10 protein-coding genes are annotated in these 15954 nt (G+C 46.9%); 4 read left to right on the top strand and 6 right to left on the bottom strand.

What is annotated here, in order from left to right; all coding sequences use genetic code 11:
• Positions 1 to 110: 110 nt before the first annotated feature.
• Positions 111 to 611: a GAF domain-containing protein gene (locus I2I11_RS05415; protein ID WP_196266649.1), complete on the bottom strand. Its 501-nt coding sequence runs from the start codon at positions 609 to 611 to the stop codon at positions 111 to 113.
• A 461-nt stretch (positions 612 to 1072) separates the two neighbouring features.
• Entirely contained in the window at positions 1073 to 2926 is a 1854-nt protein-coding gene (locus I2I11_RS05420; RefSeq protein ID WP_196266650.1) for a T9SS type A sorting domain-containing protein, read from the bottom strand.
• Positions 2927 to 4150: 1224 nt separating this feature from the next.
• On the opposite strand from I2I11_RS05420, the gene I2I11_RS05425 reads away from it, so the two are divergent.
• The 4 genes from I2I11_RS05425 (at position 4151) to I2I11_RS05440 (ending at position 10574) form a co-directional block, all read left to right on the top strand.
• Positions 4151 to 8248 carry a T9SS type A sorting domain-containing protein gene (locus I2I11_RS05425; protein ID WP_196266651.1) on the top strand — a complete coding sequence of 1366 codons (4098 nt, stop codon included), beginning with the start codon at positions 4151 to 4153 and terminating at the stop codon, positions 8246 to 8248.
• A gap of 366 nt (positions 8249 to 8614) precedes the next feature.
• Positions 8615 to 9586, top strand: coding sequence for an aldo/keto reductase (locus I2I11_RS05430; protein WP_196266652.1), 972 nt, complete (start codon positions 8615 to 8617; stop codon positions 9584 to 9586).
• A gap of 126 nt (positions 9587 to 9712) precedes the next feature.
• Complete coding sequence (locus I2I11_RS05435) at positions 9713 to 10162, top strand: GNAT family N-acetyltransferase (protein ID WP_196266653.1); 450 nt, start codon at positions 9713 to 9715, stop codon at positions 10160 to 10162.
• A 175-nt stretch (positions 10163 to 10337) separates the two neighbouring features.
• Positions 10338 to 10574: a DUF3820 family protein gene (locus tag I2I11_RS05440; protein ID WP_196266654.1), complete on the top strand. Its 237-nt coding sequence runs from the start codon at positions 10338 to 10340 to the stop codon at positions 10572 to 10574.
• A 53-nt stretch (positions 10575 to 10627) separates the two neighbouring features.
• On the opposite strand, the gene I2I11_RS05445 is transcribed toward I2I11_RS05440, so the two are convergent.
• The 4 genes from I2I11_RS05445 to I2I11_RS05460 all read right to left on the bottom strand — a co-directional run bounded on the left by I2I11_RS05445 (position 10628) and on the right by I2I11_RS05460 (position 15936).
• Entirely contained in the window at positions 10628 to 11533 is a 906-nt protein-coding gene (locus I2I11_RS05445) for an ATP-grasp fold amidoligase family protein (RefSeq protein WP_196266655.1), read from the bottom strand.
• Positions 11534 to 11645: 112 nt separating this feature from the next.
• Entirely contained in the window at positions 11646 to 12086 is a 441-nt protein-coding gene (locus I2I11_RS05450; protein ID WP_196266656.1) for a DUF5004 domain-containing protein, read from the bottom strand.
• Between the two features lie 97 nt (positions 12087 to 12183).
• Positions 12184 to 14202 (bottom strand): PQQ-dependent sugar dehydrogenase, encoded by a 2019-nt coding sequence (locus I2I11_RS05455; protein WP_196266657.1) that lies wholly within the window; start codon positions 14200 to 14202, stop codon positions 12184 to 12186.
• Between the two features lie 501 nt (positions 14203 to 14703).
• The gene (locus I2I11_RS05460; RefSeq protein ID WP_196266658.1) at positions 14704 to 15936 is read right to left on the bottom strand and encodes a Bcr/CflA family multidrug efflux MFS transporter; all 1233 of its coding nucleotides are present in this window, start codon (positions 15934 to 15936) and stop codon (positions 14704 to 14706) included.
• Between the last annotated feature and the right edge of the window lie 18 nt (positions 15937 to 15954).

Here is a 15954-nt window from a genome sequence, read left to right on the forward strand (position 1 = left end):
CTGTTTTAGCCATCTGCTTACAGCTCAAATCTGACCAGTAAATGATAAGTCCGGCTTTTGTTACAGGAGTTGCTGCTTCTGTAACAAAAGCCGGACTTATCATTTACTGTCTATAAAGTTTCTGCGTGCTGCGTCGGGTTTGCCTGTATATAGCGGCTCATCTCTTCTCCGATTTTCATCAAATCATCTGTTTCCTCTTCTGTAAAATCATAAGGAACAGGCTTTGCTATTCCGAGCGTGCCATATAGTTCGCCTTTGAGCAGCATTGGAACAGCAATAGAACCTTCTACCTTGGTTTCCTTAGCGGCAGGCCGCGCCACTCCCGATTCGTCTGTCTGCAGGTTACACATTTCCACAGGCTGCCTGCGTTCGGCTGCAATACCAGCCATCCCCTTGCCTATAGGTATAGCCGACATTTTAGGCAGCAGAAATGGTGGAATGCCCTGCTGCGCCTGTAGTTTAAGCAATTGTGTGTCCCTATCAAGGATATGAATGGTTCCGGTAGAACAATCAAAGGCTTCGATAATACGGGTAAGGAGTTGCTGCCAGTTTACAGCAGTTTGCCTGTTCCGGAGAGTAGTAAGAATAGAGGAGGTTGCAGAAAGTGTCATGTTACTTTAAAATGGATTTTAGTAGATAAAATTTGCTTCGTTTAACGATTTATACTTGCTACAAGTATAAACCAAGTCTAAAACAGTACATGCCGACAGCCGTGATCATCAGATACCAAAGTATAAAATGAAGTATAGCCGGACTTAGACAGCTATGAGTTTTTACATAATCTTATTGATCCTGTTACCAGGGGGGTATAAAGCGAAGATAGTATAAATAGCTGAATTCTGCCTTCAGGCAAGCTCGGAAGTTATACGAAGTATAGTATGTATACCCGGGTATAGCTGCTGCTATGCTCGCCTGTGCTCGTAGCCCATTACGGCACTACAGGTAAAAAACGCCAATGCAAAACGCGCATACTTCAGCAATTTATTCAGGCCTGCAGATTTCTAACCATTAGCATTAAACAATAAAAGCTCCCGTTTTACAGGAGCTTTTATCAGGTATAAATTTTTTGTGCTTACTGCTTTAACAGCTTACCAACCCGTAAACCATCACCTGTTTTCAGTTGATAGATATAAAGCCCTTTTTTAAGCGAATTTGCCTTAAATGTTATATTATGCTCACCGGCTTCCTGCATTTCATTTACCAAAACGCCTACTTTCTGGCCCTGCATGTTATATACAGTTAAATAAACCGGCATTTTAGCATTCAGCGCATAAGAAATAGTGGTGCTTTCTACAAAAGGATTCGGATAGGCCACGGAGCCCTCGTCAGCGATACTGTGCTGTCTGCCTTCGGCTTCAGTGGCCTCCAAACCGGCTACTGCCAGGTTTACCTCCACAGGAGCAGCAGCGTAGCTCAGGGTGAGGTAATCAAGGTTCGGGCCGCTTGCACCTGCGGCAGTGGCCTTAATTTTATGCATGCCTCTGGACAAGTATACACTCGGCCCGCTGTAAAAAGCCCAGCTTTTCCAGTTATAAGTGGCTGAAAAAGGGTAGGTTATAACCTGGTTTTTATCAACAGTTATACAGATAGGCCGGATGTCTCCGCGTCCGTTAGAAAAACTAATGCCCAGGCTGTAGTATCCCGGAACATCGGTTTTCACAGACCACTCAATGTAATCACCTGTTGGATTAATATAATCTACGAAACCGGAGCCGCTATATCCCTGATGGTCAGTTGCTACTACGGCGCCATGTAGGGTAGCATCCTCAGCCTCCAGCCTGCTATTTACAGGTTTTTCTACCACGGCCACGAGGTAGTTCATCTCCGATCCGGTAGCCGGGCTTTGTAGGTTTCCGCCCAGTATGTATGGGTGCGGATATGTCTCTCCGTATTCTACTACTTTGCTATATACTTCCAGGTAATTAGAGCTTGTGTCAGAAACGCCGATCACATCTTTTGTTTTTTTCCAGCCTTTTTTAAGCCATGCAGGTTTTCTATTTCCTCTCGGATCGTAAGCTACATACACTATGGCGTCTTTCTTGATGAACATTGTCAGCAAAGCACTAGAGGTATCGGCTTTGTCGTTCATGGCGGTTTGTACCAGGGAAGCACCCTGCAGGTAGTCAGGTACTGAAGTAATGGTGTAGGTTCTGTCAGTAAAGCCTGTTACACCAACATTTAGCTTTGTTACATGGTAAGCTGCTCCGCTGGCTGCAGATACTTGGGTAACTAAATCATCTTCTGCAGGCTTTTCTTCTGTAGCGGGTTTCTCAACTTCCGGATTCCATACCGTAATTCCTTCCACATAAAAGTGTTTTGCCCCTGTCTGGGTATCTTCCTGCCAACCGAAGTGCCCCAACTGCTGGTATGCTGAATCTATCGCTTCTAAAACCGGCACAGTACTGTAGCCCTCTCCTTTATCTATAAACACCTGGATTAAGCCGCTTTTATACTTTGCTATTTTAAATTTATACAGCTGAAGCGAATCCAAGTCAGGATAAATAATGCTTTCATCCAGCAGTTGCGGATAGTATAAATTGTCGGTAGCGCGTGCCAAGGCAAACTGCCCCCCCGCATCAGGGGTATAGCTTATTACATAAGCGCTGTCGCTTGTCAGGCTCGTCTGCCCAAAGACAATGCGGAACTGCCGCCAGTAGTCGTTTGAAAAGCCTTTGGCAGCGGTTTCAATCACATACGAATCTGCAGTAAAATAGCGCGAGGTTCTCAAAGTCCCGCCGATCCCGTCTATATAGTTAGCGGCCATGCCATCCGCTATGGACCACGTGGCATTTGCCACCCAGTCAGTACCTAAAGAATCCCGGTTAAAATCATCACTGAAAATAAGTGAATCAGACTGCGCAAAGAGCTTAGACGGTGCGAGCAGAACGAACAAGAGCAGCAGGGTAACACCTACCTTATTACTCATTGTTAAAGAGAGGAATAAACGTATTTTCATAATTCTATATATAAGTGTTAAGATGAAATCAACAGTAAAATTTTATAATAATCCAAGGTAAGCTTCTGACTTAACCTTACACGCGTCGGGCTTTTACCGGCCCTCAGGTTAAGCACTGATACTGTATCCTCCTCTCACACTCAGAACACGTACCCCCCGGCTGATATAAACTGCCTGACGAAGATAAGGGTGCTGCTTTTATGGCTTCCTCGCGCCTCAGTAAAATTGCAGCTGCCCGGATATCGTTTTCCCTAAAGTATGGCTACTGGTAATCTGCTGATAAAAACATCTCCTACCACACTAACTTGCTGATATTTAACAGCATCAGAACACATAACAGACATAACTTACAACTTCTCTCTTTCATCCGGAAACATGGCACCCGGTGATAAGTTTTGCGCCCTGATGCAATTCTTAGTTGTAGTAGCCTGCACCGCTGCCTGCTGCAGCCGTTGTTCCGGTAAAAATAGCTAAACTTTTCCTTCTAATATCAAACGTATCAGAGCATCTACTAAAATTAAAGGTAGTCCGCCGTATGTTTTTATTTAGTATACCAATTTCTACAATTATTTAAAGAATATCAATATAACTTTTGCAAATAATTTTTATATTTTAAATACGATTTTTATGAATAAAAGTAATCGAATTATCGTAGAAGAGGAGACAAATAAAGCTAAAACTTTACTGAATGTATAAAGGCAAAATTTTTAATGCAATAAGCCTCCCGTGAGGCAACACTTCATGCCTCTTGTAAACTGTTTAATACTAACTCTAAACTTCGGGAAATTGTGATGTAATAGTTTTCTACTGCTATTCTGATTTCATAAGGAAAATCCGATACTTCTGTTCCGCTGTACTTCAAGTCTGGTATGCCGGAGTTTCCTTATGCCTTAACTTGCCGGATTGCTTCTGCAAGTATACGCCCCATCAAAGAAAGACCTAAAGTCCCATGCTTTGATTTTCCATATCTAAGTCATCCGGCTGGCGCTGGTCAGGGATGATATACCCAAATACTCTGTAAATTCAACCAAGCTATTTATTCAAATGAAAAAAAATTACGCACGTTATCTTCAGTTACTAACTCCGATTGATAGCAAGCATTTTGTTCTGCTGTTTTTTGGTTTAATAACTGTTCTGCAGGCTTATGCCTTAAATAATACCTCCACATCTGTCCGATTACACCGGACAGCCAGTATGTTAAATACCAAAGTCAACGTGGCTGCCCTTGCGCAGCAGGTAACGAGTTTTACTTTGGTGAATGCTGATACAGACAAGGACATACAAACAATAGCGAGCGGCGCAACGCTCAACCTTGCTACCCTGCCCACAAAAAACCTGAGCATCCGGGTAAATACTAATCCGGCTATCGTAGGTAGTGTAAAGTTGGTTTTAAGCGGTACCCTAGCCAAGAGTGTAACCGAAAACGGAGCTCCTTACGCCTTATTCGGTGATAACACCGGCGACTACAATGGATGGGTGCCGGAAGTGGGCAGCTATACTTTAAAAGCTACACCTTACACTCTGCGGGCCGGCGGCGGCACAGCCGGTACTGCTCAGACCATCTCTTTTACAGTAGTAAATCAGAGCACAACTGTTAGCCAGCAGGTAACGAGTCTTACCTTATACAATGCTGATACAAAAAAGAGCATCCAGACGCTCACCAACGGCAGCACACTGGATCTGAATGCCTTGCCTACCCGGAATCTGAACATCAGGGCTACAACCAACCCTTCCATTGTTGGCAGCGTGACATTTACCCTGAGCGGCACCGAGAGCAAAAGTGCAACTGAGTCGCTGGCGCCATATGATATGATGGGCGATGCTGGTGCCTGGACGCCCGCTCCCGGCAGTTATACGCTGAAAGTTACTCCCTTTTCAGCTGCTAAAGGTACCGGCACAGCTGGTACAACCCTAAGTATCTCCTTTACAGTAGTGGATCAGCAGGAGATCCTGGTAAACTTTCAGGATCCGGCCACTGTGCCGCCCGCAGGCTGGGTGCGCGATTATGGCCAGCCCTTTGGGCTTCGTACCGGCTCTTATCAGGGCCGCAACCTGACGTACGGCTGGAAGAAACGCTCAGACGGCAGCTTGTTAAACTTATCAGTGGGAGGTACCACGCCCGGCAATGGCCGCGACCGCGGAATGCCCACCGATGTACTGCTGGCTACTTTGATGCACATGCAGGCTGATGTAATTACCGGCACTTTTAACGGAACCAAAGCAGAAGGATATTGGGAGGCAAAAGTGCCCAATGGCCTTTATGATGTAACAGTTACCGCCGGCGACGCGGGCATATATCCCTTTCCGGAAAGCCACAGCATCAACGTAGAAGGTGTAAAGGCAATTTCTAACTTCAACCCCAGCGGCTCCGCAGGCGCCTTAACCAGATTTAAGACCGCTACCGTGCGGGTTAATGTTGCCGATGGCTTGCTTACCATAAATGCAGATGGCGGCACCAATACCAAGATCAACTCAGCGAAAATTATACCTGTTACAGACGGGCCTTTTACGTACTGGTCGGCTAACTCGCAGGACCTTGCTTTTGAAGAAGGAAGCACGAGCACAGTGAATACTTTCTCTCTGGATCTGAGCAATTCCCTAAGCCGGACTGATGTACAGTATACTTTGTCGGCTGTTTACAGCAGTGGCGGCACAGGCTGGCTGAGTTTTGATGCTACCCATACCGGAACAGAACCGAATGTTACCTTTAACTATGCTGCTGCCCGAAACCTGCCGGCAGGAACCTATACTGCCACGGTTAGTGCTGCTGCACCAGGGTATACCAGCGGAAAAACAACTGTTAAAGTTACTGTCGCTGCTCCCCGGCCATACGTAATTTCCTCCACACCTGCCAATGGTGCCATAAATATCAGCATCAATACGTCCAGTATAGCTGCCAACAGCTTATATGTGCCTGAAGTTGCGGGTTACAAAGGTGGTGTAGATAATAGTACCATCACCAGCGCTACTGTTAAACTTCTCAAACTGGGCACCATCACCACAGAGGTACTGGGAGTAGTGCAGGGCACCGGCGGCGGCGATGCTATTTCTTTTTCTCCCACCTTTGCTTTGGAGGCAAACACTACCTACAAGTTTGTCGTAACAGATGGCGTAAAGTCTTTCAGTGGTGCTGCTTTTAAACCTTATGCAGCAACCTTTACCACCGGCGATATCATCGCTACAGCGGAACCACTTGCTGTAGAATTCACGAAAGTATCGATACCGGGTACTCAGAATAAAAAATATAGTTCGCTTTCCATCGGGCCAGACGGTAAACTGTATGCCCTGCGCCTCGATGGCGTGCTGGAGCGCTTTACCATTAATCATACCGATGGCACCCTTAGCGAACAGCAGTTTATAAACACTGTCGTCAGCAAGTATGGCAACCGCTCTGCTGTAGGCCTGGTTTTCGATCCGGCATCTACGGCCACCAACCTAATCGCCTATGTCTCTCACTGTTCTTCAGGCTTGCAGTCTGCACCGGAGTTTGACGGCAACATCTCGCGGCTGAGTGGCGCTAATCTGGAGAAGGAGCAACTGCTGGTAACCAAACTGCCGCGGTCGGCTAAAGACCACCTGGTCAACAGCATGGCCTTTGGCCCGGATGGGGCCTTATACTTCTGCCAGGGCAGTAACAGTTCTATGGGAGCATACGATGGATCATGGCAACGTAATGAGAGCCTGCTGTCAGGTGCAGTGCTGCGATTGGATATGAAGAAGCTCGGCACTGTAACACTCCCGCTAAACGTGCTTACCACGGCTGATCAGCAAATAATTAATAGTGCTTCGGGCAGCTCTATGCTAATGGCGGATGGTACCTACAACCCGTATAGCTCCAGTTCGCCACTCACTATTTATGCCTCGGGCGTACGTAATGCCTATGACCTGGTATGGCACAGCAACGGGCAGTTGTACGTGCCTGCCAATGGCTCAGCGGCAGGCGGTAATACACCCGCCTCGGTAGCAGGTACCCGCCGGCCCAATGGCACATTCTATAATGGTCCCGCTGTGGTAGCTACCTCAAGTGTACAGGTTCAGAACGACTGGCTGTTCCGCATCAACCCGCTTAAGCCGGTGGGCTACTATGGCCATCCAAATCCGACGCGGGGTGAGTTTGTGGTGAACCACGGATACGCGGATAACGCTAAATACCCATCTACGTTAGGCCCTGATCAGAACTACCGCGGAGATGCTTATAATTTTGAAACCAATAAATCGCCGAACGGCGCACTGGAATACAAGAGCAATGCCTTTAACGGCGCCCTGAAGGGTAAACTATTGGTATGCCGCTTTAGCGGCGGCGGCGATATCATTGTGCTGGAGCCAGGTTCGATAGTAAAAGACCCTGCTGTAACCTCTGCCAGCAGCAATGATGAAGTATACAACATTGTGCAGGCACAGACGGGCGCAGGTACCAGCGGGCTGGTAGGTATGTCGGGCTTTATTAATCCGCTGGATATTGTAGAGGATCAGCAAACAGGCAACCTGTACGTGATCGAGTTTAACTGGAATAACAATGCCACCAGGGAGGCGCAGATTACCCTGCTGCGGGTAAGCGAGCTCTCAGACGTAGAAGGCTTTGCGTCTGCTTATCCGGCTATGATTTCGGCGACCGAGGTAGTAGGCGCTACCGAAACTGAGACAACGTATCATGCCGTTACGATAGCAAACACTGGCAGAGGCACCCTGAATGTTAAAGGAATCGATATTGAAGGAGCAGATGCGGGCGATTTTAAAATGATAGGAGCGCCCGACGCGAAACCGAATAAGAAAATCAAAATACGTAAAAACAGTTCTATTACCTTTAACGTAGCTTTTACCCCTTCGTCTAAAGGAAGGAAAAAGGCCAAATTAAAGGTAGTCAGTCAGAAAAAGAAAAAGGATCAGCAGATAGAAGTCCAACTAGATGGTTTGGGTATTGTTTACGAGGAGGCAGTTGAAGCAGCAGCCAGTGACTCTGCGGCAATTACCGCATCAGCAAAGAATGCTTTGACTACAAAGGCAACCGAAGAAACAATACAAAATAATTCCCGCCTTAAGGTTTATCCCAACCCTAACGTACAGGGTAGTAAAGTATACATAGAGTTGGAACACTTCGGCGAAAAAGAGCCGGTGACCATTACCATGTACGATGCCTTGGGCCAGGTGGTGCAGGCTAAAACCATTACAACCGATGCGCACGGAATCGCAAACACCGAAATGCCGATAACGGAGCAAATGAGTGCGGGTATTTACATTATAAAAGCCCAGGCTGCATCCGGAGAAGAGCAAGCCAAACTGGTGATAGAATAGAACACCTGTTTAATATTTTGATGGTAAGTATAAACGCCCTGCAGATATAATATTTGCAGGGCGTTTATACTTTATGTTGTATCGGAACAAAGGGCCGGCCATTTGCTGCATAGCTGATAAGCAGGTGTATTCTCGCTTGCCTGTTATACATCTGCCAAACAAAAATAATAGCAAAGTAGTACGTGTAAATGCTTATATTGCTTTCTAAAACCTAAACCAAATTGTTATGGGCAAATCACAAGACGCAAAAAAAGAGGTGAAGAAAAAACCTGCTAAAACAGTAAAAGAGAAAAGGGCCGAAAAGCAGGAGAAAAAGAAGGGCAAAGAGTAGCCCGCCTGCACCTGGAGTAATTTAAACACAGATATATGGAATACAGAAGATTTGGGCGTACAGACTGGCAGGTGAGTGAAATCGGATATGGCATGTGGGGTATGGCAGGCTGGACAGGCTCTGACGAAACACAATCGGATCATTCATTGGATGTAGCAGTAGCTGGTGGCTGCAATTTTTTTGACACAGCCTGGGGTTACGGCGCCGGCCTGAGCGAACAGATTCTGGGCCGCCTGCTGAAGCGCCACCCGGACAAGCGACTGTATGCGGCTACTAAAATTCCGCCCAAAAATATGAAATGGCCCTCCAGGCCCGATTATAAATTAGAGGACTGCTTTCCGGCCGATCATATTATTGCCTACACGGAGAAAAGCCTGAAAAACCTGGGCGTTGAAACTATTGACCTGCAGCAGTTTCATGTATGGGAAGATAGCTGGGCAGATAACGAGGAGTGGCAGCAGGCCGTGGAAAAGCTGAAAGCTGATGGTAAAATCCAGCACATGGGCGTTAGCGTGAACCGTTGGGAACCCGAAAATGTTCTGAACACGCTTTGTACCGGCCACATCAGCGCCGTGCAGGTCATCTACAATATTTTTGATCAGGCGCCGGAAGACGAGCTGTTTCCGCTCTGTGAAAAGCTGGATGTTGGCATTATTGCCCGCGTTCCGTTTGATGAAGGCACACTGACGGGTAATTTCACCAAGTCAACTACTTTCCCGGATGATGATTGGCGCAGTACCTACTTTGTACCCGAAAACCTGAATGCCAGCGTGGATCATGCCGATCAGCTAAAGCCCCTGGTGCCGCCAGGTATGACGATGGCTGAAATGGCGCTGCGCTTTATCCTGAGCAACCCAGCTGTCAGCACCACTATACCAGGTATGCGCAAGGAGCACCATGTAGCATCTAACCTGGGCGCCAGCGATGGCAAGGGTTTACCGGCAGATCTGCTTACAAAACTGCAGCAGCACCGCTGGGACCGGGAGCCAACCGAATGGTCGCAGTAAGAAGCTCTGCGCTCGGAAATTACAAAAGCCTCCGGTTGCTGTACCGGAGGCTTTTTAGTGACCTAAACATACTTCCTGTACTTTACTCATAACCAGGATATTCCCAGAATTCTATACGGATTATACATGGCCCTGACAAACATATGCAAGGCGTTTGATGCCCTCACCCCCTATCAGGTATACGACATGCTGCGCCTCCGGAGTGAGGTGTTTGTAGTAGAGCAAACCTGCATTTTTCTGGACCAGGACAACAAAGATCAGCAATGCATACATGTGCTGCTTTACGACGAGCAAGAGCTTGTTGCTACTGCCCGGCTGGTACCCCGGGGCCTCTCTTACCCGGATGCCGTATCCATCGGGCGCATTGTAACCAGCCCTCGTGTGCGCGGCACTGGTGTAGGCAAAATATTGGTAAACATGGCCATAGCTGCGTGTTACCGCCTTTATGGTGCAGGCCCTATCAGGATTGGCGCTCAGGTTTATGCAAAAGGGTTCTATGAATCTTTTGGATTTGAGCAGTCCGGTGAGGTATACGACGAGGATGGCATCGACCACATAGAAATGACCAAAGTATAGATAGTCCGTTCATACCTGCTGCCACATATACCACCTGTTTACTAAGCTGACCTGCGCATTATAACTTTTATAAAAGCTGGTATTCGGCTTATTAGGTGCAAGACTTATACCAGATTAACGCTATCAATGAGCCTGGTAGCAACACTTTTCTTTAATTCACAAATATTCATCAAGTATGGCAGACCTGTCTCAACCAGACCCCGCAATCTTAACTGAGCTTGTAACGGTAAAAATGCCTTTTGGCAAGTATAAAGGCACCACTCTCTGCGATTTGCCTGTATCTTATCTGGAGTGGTTTCAGCGTGAAGGATTTCCGCAGGGCAAGCTGGGCATGCAGTTGGCTACTATTTATGAGATTAAAACCAACGGCCTGGCTTATCTGCTGGAGCCGTTAAAAAGGCGGCGTATCTGAAGTATAGACATGTTGCATAATACTTTGGCAGCAGTTACAAAAGCTCATGCTTGTTATATCATTCCTTTGCAGAACTGGTCCCAATAGTTTATCAGCAATTTGTCGCCAAAAGGCGTAAAGGCAGCTCCCAGGCCCGGAGTAGGCGTAAATTCTCCAAAAACAGCACCTTTATCTGTGGCATAAAAGTCTATCCTAACAAAAATTTCATACGTTTTGCTCAGGCTTACAGCATACGCATACATCTCATCAAAGCATCGGGGCTTTACCTGCAGGTCTGCCGCTTGCTTGTAAATAGAATTTACGTTTTCCAGCAGATTCCACGCTTTGTCATAAAAGCTCGTAAAGCCTTTTTTTCTGTTAAACCTGTTAATCACCTGCACAAAAGCGAGCTCTCCGTTAAACATGTAAAACTTATAATCGTTCGGAATTTTATACTCCGCCTCCTCAGTTCTTACAAACTCCTCTATCAAAAACTCTTGGTAGTGATCGTCTGCCAGCGCTTTATTCAGTGCTTTAATAATTTCTGCATCCGGGTAAGACCGTCCGTCCATCAGATTTCTGCCGTTCTTCATCAGAAAAACTGATTTGCAGGAGTGCCCGATAGTTGGCCGGATAACATAATGTGCAGGCAAGCTGCTAAAATCTATCTGGTTGCAGTCTCTTCCGCGCCAGTATAATTCCGGCACCCTGCAGCCGTGCATGCTGGCAAACTGCCTTGAGTTATACTTGTTGCTAAGCTTGCGTTGCCAGTTTTCTACATTTTTCCATTTTTCCGGTGCGTAAGAGGCGTCCATTATAGTATTCCTGATGATTTCAGCATCTGCGGGGCTCCAGAATTTATTATGCCTGTATTTAATGCGGCCGGAGAACACTGTATTATCCACCTTGCTTCTGCCTTTAAAGACTTTCCGAAGACTTAGGAGCTTACTCTTAATGAACTGCTTTATTGTATCTGACATCAGGGCATTGTAGGTTATGAGGGCTTCAGCACTTAAAAGTAAGAGGCTTTATAAACAGCAAAGCCCCGACGTAACCAAGGCTTTGCTGTTTATACATATAAATTAGTGCTTGTTATGGATGTACTAACTCTACCCGCACATCAAGTGGGCCGTCTTCATACGTAAAAGTAGTATTACCTATAAAGGAACTGTCATTTAACTCCACCAATTCCCAATCGTGCAGTTCCGCAGGGTTAGGACCAAACAATAAATGCGTTTCGTTGTCAGTAAATTTCCAGGTGCCGGTTTCGGTACCGCTGGTTCTTGTTTGCGTATAGGTGCCGTCTTTGTTAAAATCTATCCGGGTACTTTTTACATCGGCAACATCAGGATATTTGTTTTCGTCAGAAACATCAACGCCATTAAAGTCAAGTTTGGATATCTTCCATTCTCCAGTTGTCAGAAACTCTGTTTTGGCTGATATTGGTGTTGGTTCATCTTCGTCGTTATTACAGGACGAAAGGTTAAAAATAAGTGCTAATAATAGCAGGGTAAGCAGCTTCGCGTTCTTCATATTTATGAATTTTAAGTTAATCACACTATATACTATAAATAAAATATTTTGTTGCAGATTTTCAAGCTTTACGCTGGATTTAGTTATCCTCATACGGTTAACTTCCCTGTCCGGATGTGTGAGCCTGAACTTTCTTGTTTGGCTTCTGTGCCATAACCGTTCCGGGCTCTGGCAAATCTTTAACGCGCAGCAAGGTAATCTGGGCTGCTTTTTCGGGATCGTCCTGCCTGTTAAACTCACTTACATACAGGTTGCCGGTTTTTACATCCTCCACAATATCCAGCGGATTGGCAAAGCCTGACATGCCTGTCACCCCACTCGCTCCCATACCCGTAGTAGCCCGCACAATATCATACACACTGTCGTCGCTGCCGGCTGAAGTTACTTTCGGATTTTTCACCATTGATCCGGGTTCAAGTATAATAATATCACTGCCACCACTAAAGCGGGTTACCAGTAGTTTGCCCTTCAGTGCTCCGTTAAAGGCATTGCTCTTATACTCCAGCACGCCATCCGGCGACTTGTTTAAGCCAAAGTTATAGGCGCTGCCCCGATAGTTGGCATCCGGCATTACGGAGGCAGGATAATTTAGATTGTCGGTGTATCCTCTGTTCACCACATATTCGCCCCTGAGAGGATTCGGATGCCCGAAATAACCTACCGGCTTGAGCGGGTTTACACGAAACAGCCAATCGTTCTGCACTGTGGCACTTACAGACGGAAACAGGGCATTGACCAGATCATAACGAAACAACTTCCGAAGTATCCAGCGGCTCATTACTACCACGCTTGAGGTAGCCGGTATCTTTGGGCCATTATAAAATGTGCCGTTAGGCCGGCGGGTACCTGCTACCGAGGCGGGAGTATTACCGCCTGCCGCTGAGCCATTGGCTGGTATGTACAGTTGCCCGTTGCTGTGCCACACCAGGTCGTAGGCGTTACGTACGCCCGAGGCATAAATAGTGAGCGGCGAACTGGCGCTATACGGGTTGTAGGTACCATCTGCCATTAGCATCTTATCTTCCGGAGCATTGTTTATAATTTGCTGATCAGGTGAAGTCATCACGTTCAGTGGCAACGCTATTTTGCTCAGCTTTTTCATATCCAGGCGCAGCACTGCACCCGACAGCAGACTTTCCTCGCGCTGCCAGAAGCTGTCATAAGCTCCCATAGAAGTATTGCTGCCCTGCGAGAAGTATAAAGCGCTGTCGGGACCAAACACCAGGCTGTTTATCATGTGATCTTTGTTGGAGCGCGGCAGTTTGGTTACCAGCAGTTGTTCCTTCTCCAGTTCAGGGCCACTCAGGCGGGAGATTTTGCTGTCAAATTCAGGTGATTTCTCTAATCCTGCTGAGCTGTGAGAGACGTAAGCAACCAGGCTGTCAGCGGTAGATGCCGGATCGAAAGTAAGGCCAATGGCCGAGCGTTCACCATACTTATTTACCAGGGTTGCGATTTCTGCCTGCCTGCTTAGCATGCCATTGGCGTGGTTTACCTTAAACCGCTCTATTGTTCCGTCCAGCCGCAGGGCATACAGTTTCCCGTCCGGTCCGAAGGTGAGGGTGGTATATCTCCTGTTTTGTGTTCCGGGTATGGGTACTTTGGTAAACGCTACATGCAGATTTCCGGTATGTTCGGTTTTAGCAGCACCTGTCTCAAAAACGGCTTCATATGGCGCAAAAGAAGCACCACTGTATGATTTCACCCCGCTCGTTATCGTAAATTTATACTTGGTGCTTGGTTCCAGCGGGTATGTTGGTGAAAAGCTGATGGCGTCTCCTCCGCCGGTTCCCTGTACCACCCCCAGCACATCGATCTTTGCCCCCTTTACTATCTTTTGCAGCTTAACGGTTTTATGGTTTATCGTAGCATTATTTACCCCGCCCAAATAGTCCGACTCTTCCGGCACGTACAGGTTATTAGCCGCAATGCTGGTTACATTAACGCTAACGTGTGTGGCGCCATCCGGCGGGGTAGATGAAATAACGTAAGGCCCCGAACCTATGGCAGCAATTACAGTAACGACAAGCCCTGTAAATATGAGAAGCAGGACAACGGCCTTCTTTTTATAGAAGGTAAGTAAAAAACGAGGGCTAAAAGTTGATCTTTTTTTCAATGTATTCATTCACTTCTGCAATTGATAAACAATATCCTGATTAGCTTCCTGCAACAGGATCAACCTTGTTCATCTTTTCGGGCTTTGCTAACAGATCTGACGGAGAGGTAAAACCCCGGCGGCAAATATCCAATATTTTCCAGCAAAAACCCATGTTCATTATCCAATTAACTTATTTTTGATTACCTGTATATGACTTAGCGGATAAAAAGTTACAATTTTTTAAATAAATTAGTTCAGGCTACAGACCGGCTGGGGTAAGTTACCTTTAACGCAGATAATGCAAATCTCACATTTTTTATCCGAAATGTATCGTGTGCCGTTCTATAAGACACCTCTTCATAAATCATGAAATCACTTTTACATAGCTCCCGGGCATATAGATAAGTGCACTGTGTTGCCGTGTTTTTTTGTAGTTGTTGCATCAGCAGCTACACAGCGGCTTTTGGGTATCCTGAAAAACAGGGCATCGCAAATAGCCTGTGCTACAAAACAGAACGCTCAGATCAATACAGAAGTATCATCTTCCACAGCTTGTTTATCGGCTTTGTAGCGGATAGTTGTATTGCCAATATACAGTATAGCCAGGCCCGTTATCGCACAAAGCGCCATTACACCCACCATCGGCAAAATAGTATTGTTATGCAGCACGCTTACCGCAGCCGAAACCAGTCCGCCTATTGCCATCCGGAAACTACCCATCAGGGCAGAGGCGCTGCCAGCATGCCTGGTAAAAGGCGCCAGCGAAAGCGCCGAGGCATTGGGGTTGGTCAGTCCCTGCCCCGTCAGGAAAATAAAGAGCAGCGCAATAAGACTATACTTGCCGTACCAGCCATACCAGGCACCTACCACCAGCAGAATGCCCACCACCGTTTGGTAATACATGGTTACCTGTATGATTTGCTGGCTCCTGAATCTTTTCAGCAGTATATGGTTCAGCTGTGTGGAACCAATCATGGCGAAAGCCAGAAAAGCGAAAATCCAGCCATACTCCTGCTCGCTTACTTTGTAGATGTTCATGAATACATCGGGCGAACCTGCAATATAAGCGAACGGCGCAGCCGTGGCAATGCCGCCGGCCAAAGTATAAATCAGGAACTGGGGCTGCTTTATGACCGTGTAAAAATTACTCAGCACCGGTTTAGGCCGCAGCGATATACTTGCGTCGGCGCTTTTGCCTTCCGGCAACACAAAGAAAACGCCCAGCAAAATCAGGCCCGTAATAGCTGCCAGAATGATAAAGATGGAATGCCACCCAAAAGCCGCCGTTACGTAGCCGCCCACAGTAGGCGCCACCATCGGAGACACCGCTATCACTAGGGTCAGCAGCGAGAATGCCTGTGCTGTTTTGTTAACCGGAAACAGATCGCGCACCAACGCCTGCGCTGCCACCATACCCGCACAACCGCCGATAGCCTGTAAAAAGCGCATCATAATCAGGGCATCTGCCGATTGCGTGAGCGCACAGCCCAGAGAGGTAATGATATAAATAACCAGCCCTGCGTACAGCGGCGTTTTGCGGCCAAATCTGTCCAGCAGGGGCCCGTAAAAGAGCTGCCCCGCCGAGATACCAATCAGGTAGCTGGTAAGTGAGAGTTGTACCCGGGCAATGGTCGTATGCAAATCTCTGGCAATAGCCGGAAAGCCCGGCAGGTACATGTCAATAGAAAAGGGGCTAATGGTGGCGAGCGCCCCTAAAATCAGGATGATGGTAATATATTCTTTACGCGACATAATTTCTAAAAAGCTACA

Source organism: Pontibacter rufus (genome assembly GCF_015694705.1).
Classification (GTDB): domain Bacteria; phylum Bacteroidota; class Bacteroidia; order Cytophagales; family Hymenobacteraceae; genus Pontibacter; species Pontibacter rufus.

Excerpts from the sequence above, each read along its gene's own strand:
- I2I11_RS05415 (WP_196266649.1), bottom strand. The coding sequence starts at position 611 with ATGACACTTTCTGCAACCTCCTCTATTCTTACTACTCTCCGGAACAGG.
- I2I11_RS05440 (WP_196266654.1), top strand. The coding sequence starts at position 10,338 with ATGGCAGACCTGTCTCAACCAGACCCCGCAATCTTAACTGAGCTTGTA.
- I2I11_RS05460 (WP_196266658.1), bottom strand. The coding sequence starts at position 15,936 with ATGTCGCGTAAAGAATATATTACCATCATCCTGATTTTAGGGGCGCTC.
- I2I11_RS05430 (WP_196266652.1), top strand. The coding sequence starts at position 8,615 with ATGGAATACAGAAGATTTGGGCGTACAGACTGGCAGGTGAGTGAAATC.
- I2I11_RS05445 (WP_196266655.1), bottom strand. The coding sequence starts at position 11,533 with ATGTCAGATACAATAAAGCAGTTCATTAAGAGTAAGCTCCTAAGTCTT.
- I2I11_RS05450 (WP_196266656.1), bottom strand. The coding sequence starts at position 12,086 with ATGAAGAACGCGAAGCTGCTTACCCTGCTATTATTAGCACTTATTTTT.
- I2I11_RS05435 (WP_196266653.1), top strand. The coding sequence starts at position 9,713 with ATGGCCCTGACAAACATATGCAAGGCGTTTGATGCCCTCACCCCCTAT.
- I2I11_RS05425 (WP_196266651.1), top strand. The coding sequence starts at position 4,151 with ATGTTAAATACCAAAGTCAACGTGGCTGCCCTTGCGCAGCAGGTAACG.
- I2I11_RS05420 (WP_196266650.1), bottom strand. The coding sequence starts at position 2,926 with ATGAGTAATAAGGTAGGTGTTACCCTGCTGCTCTTGTTCGTTCTGCTC.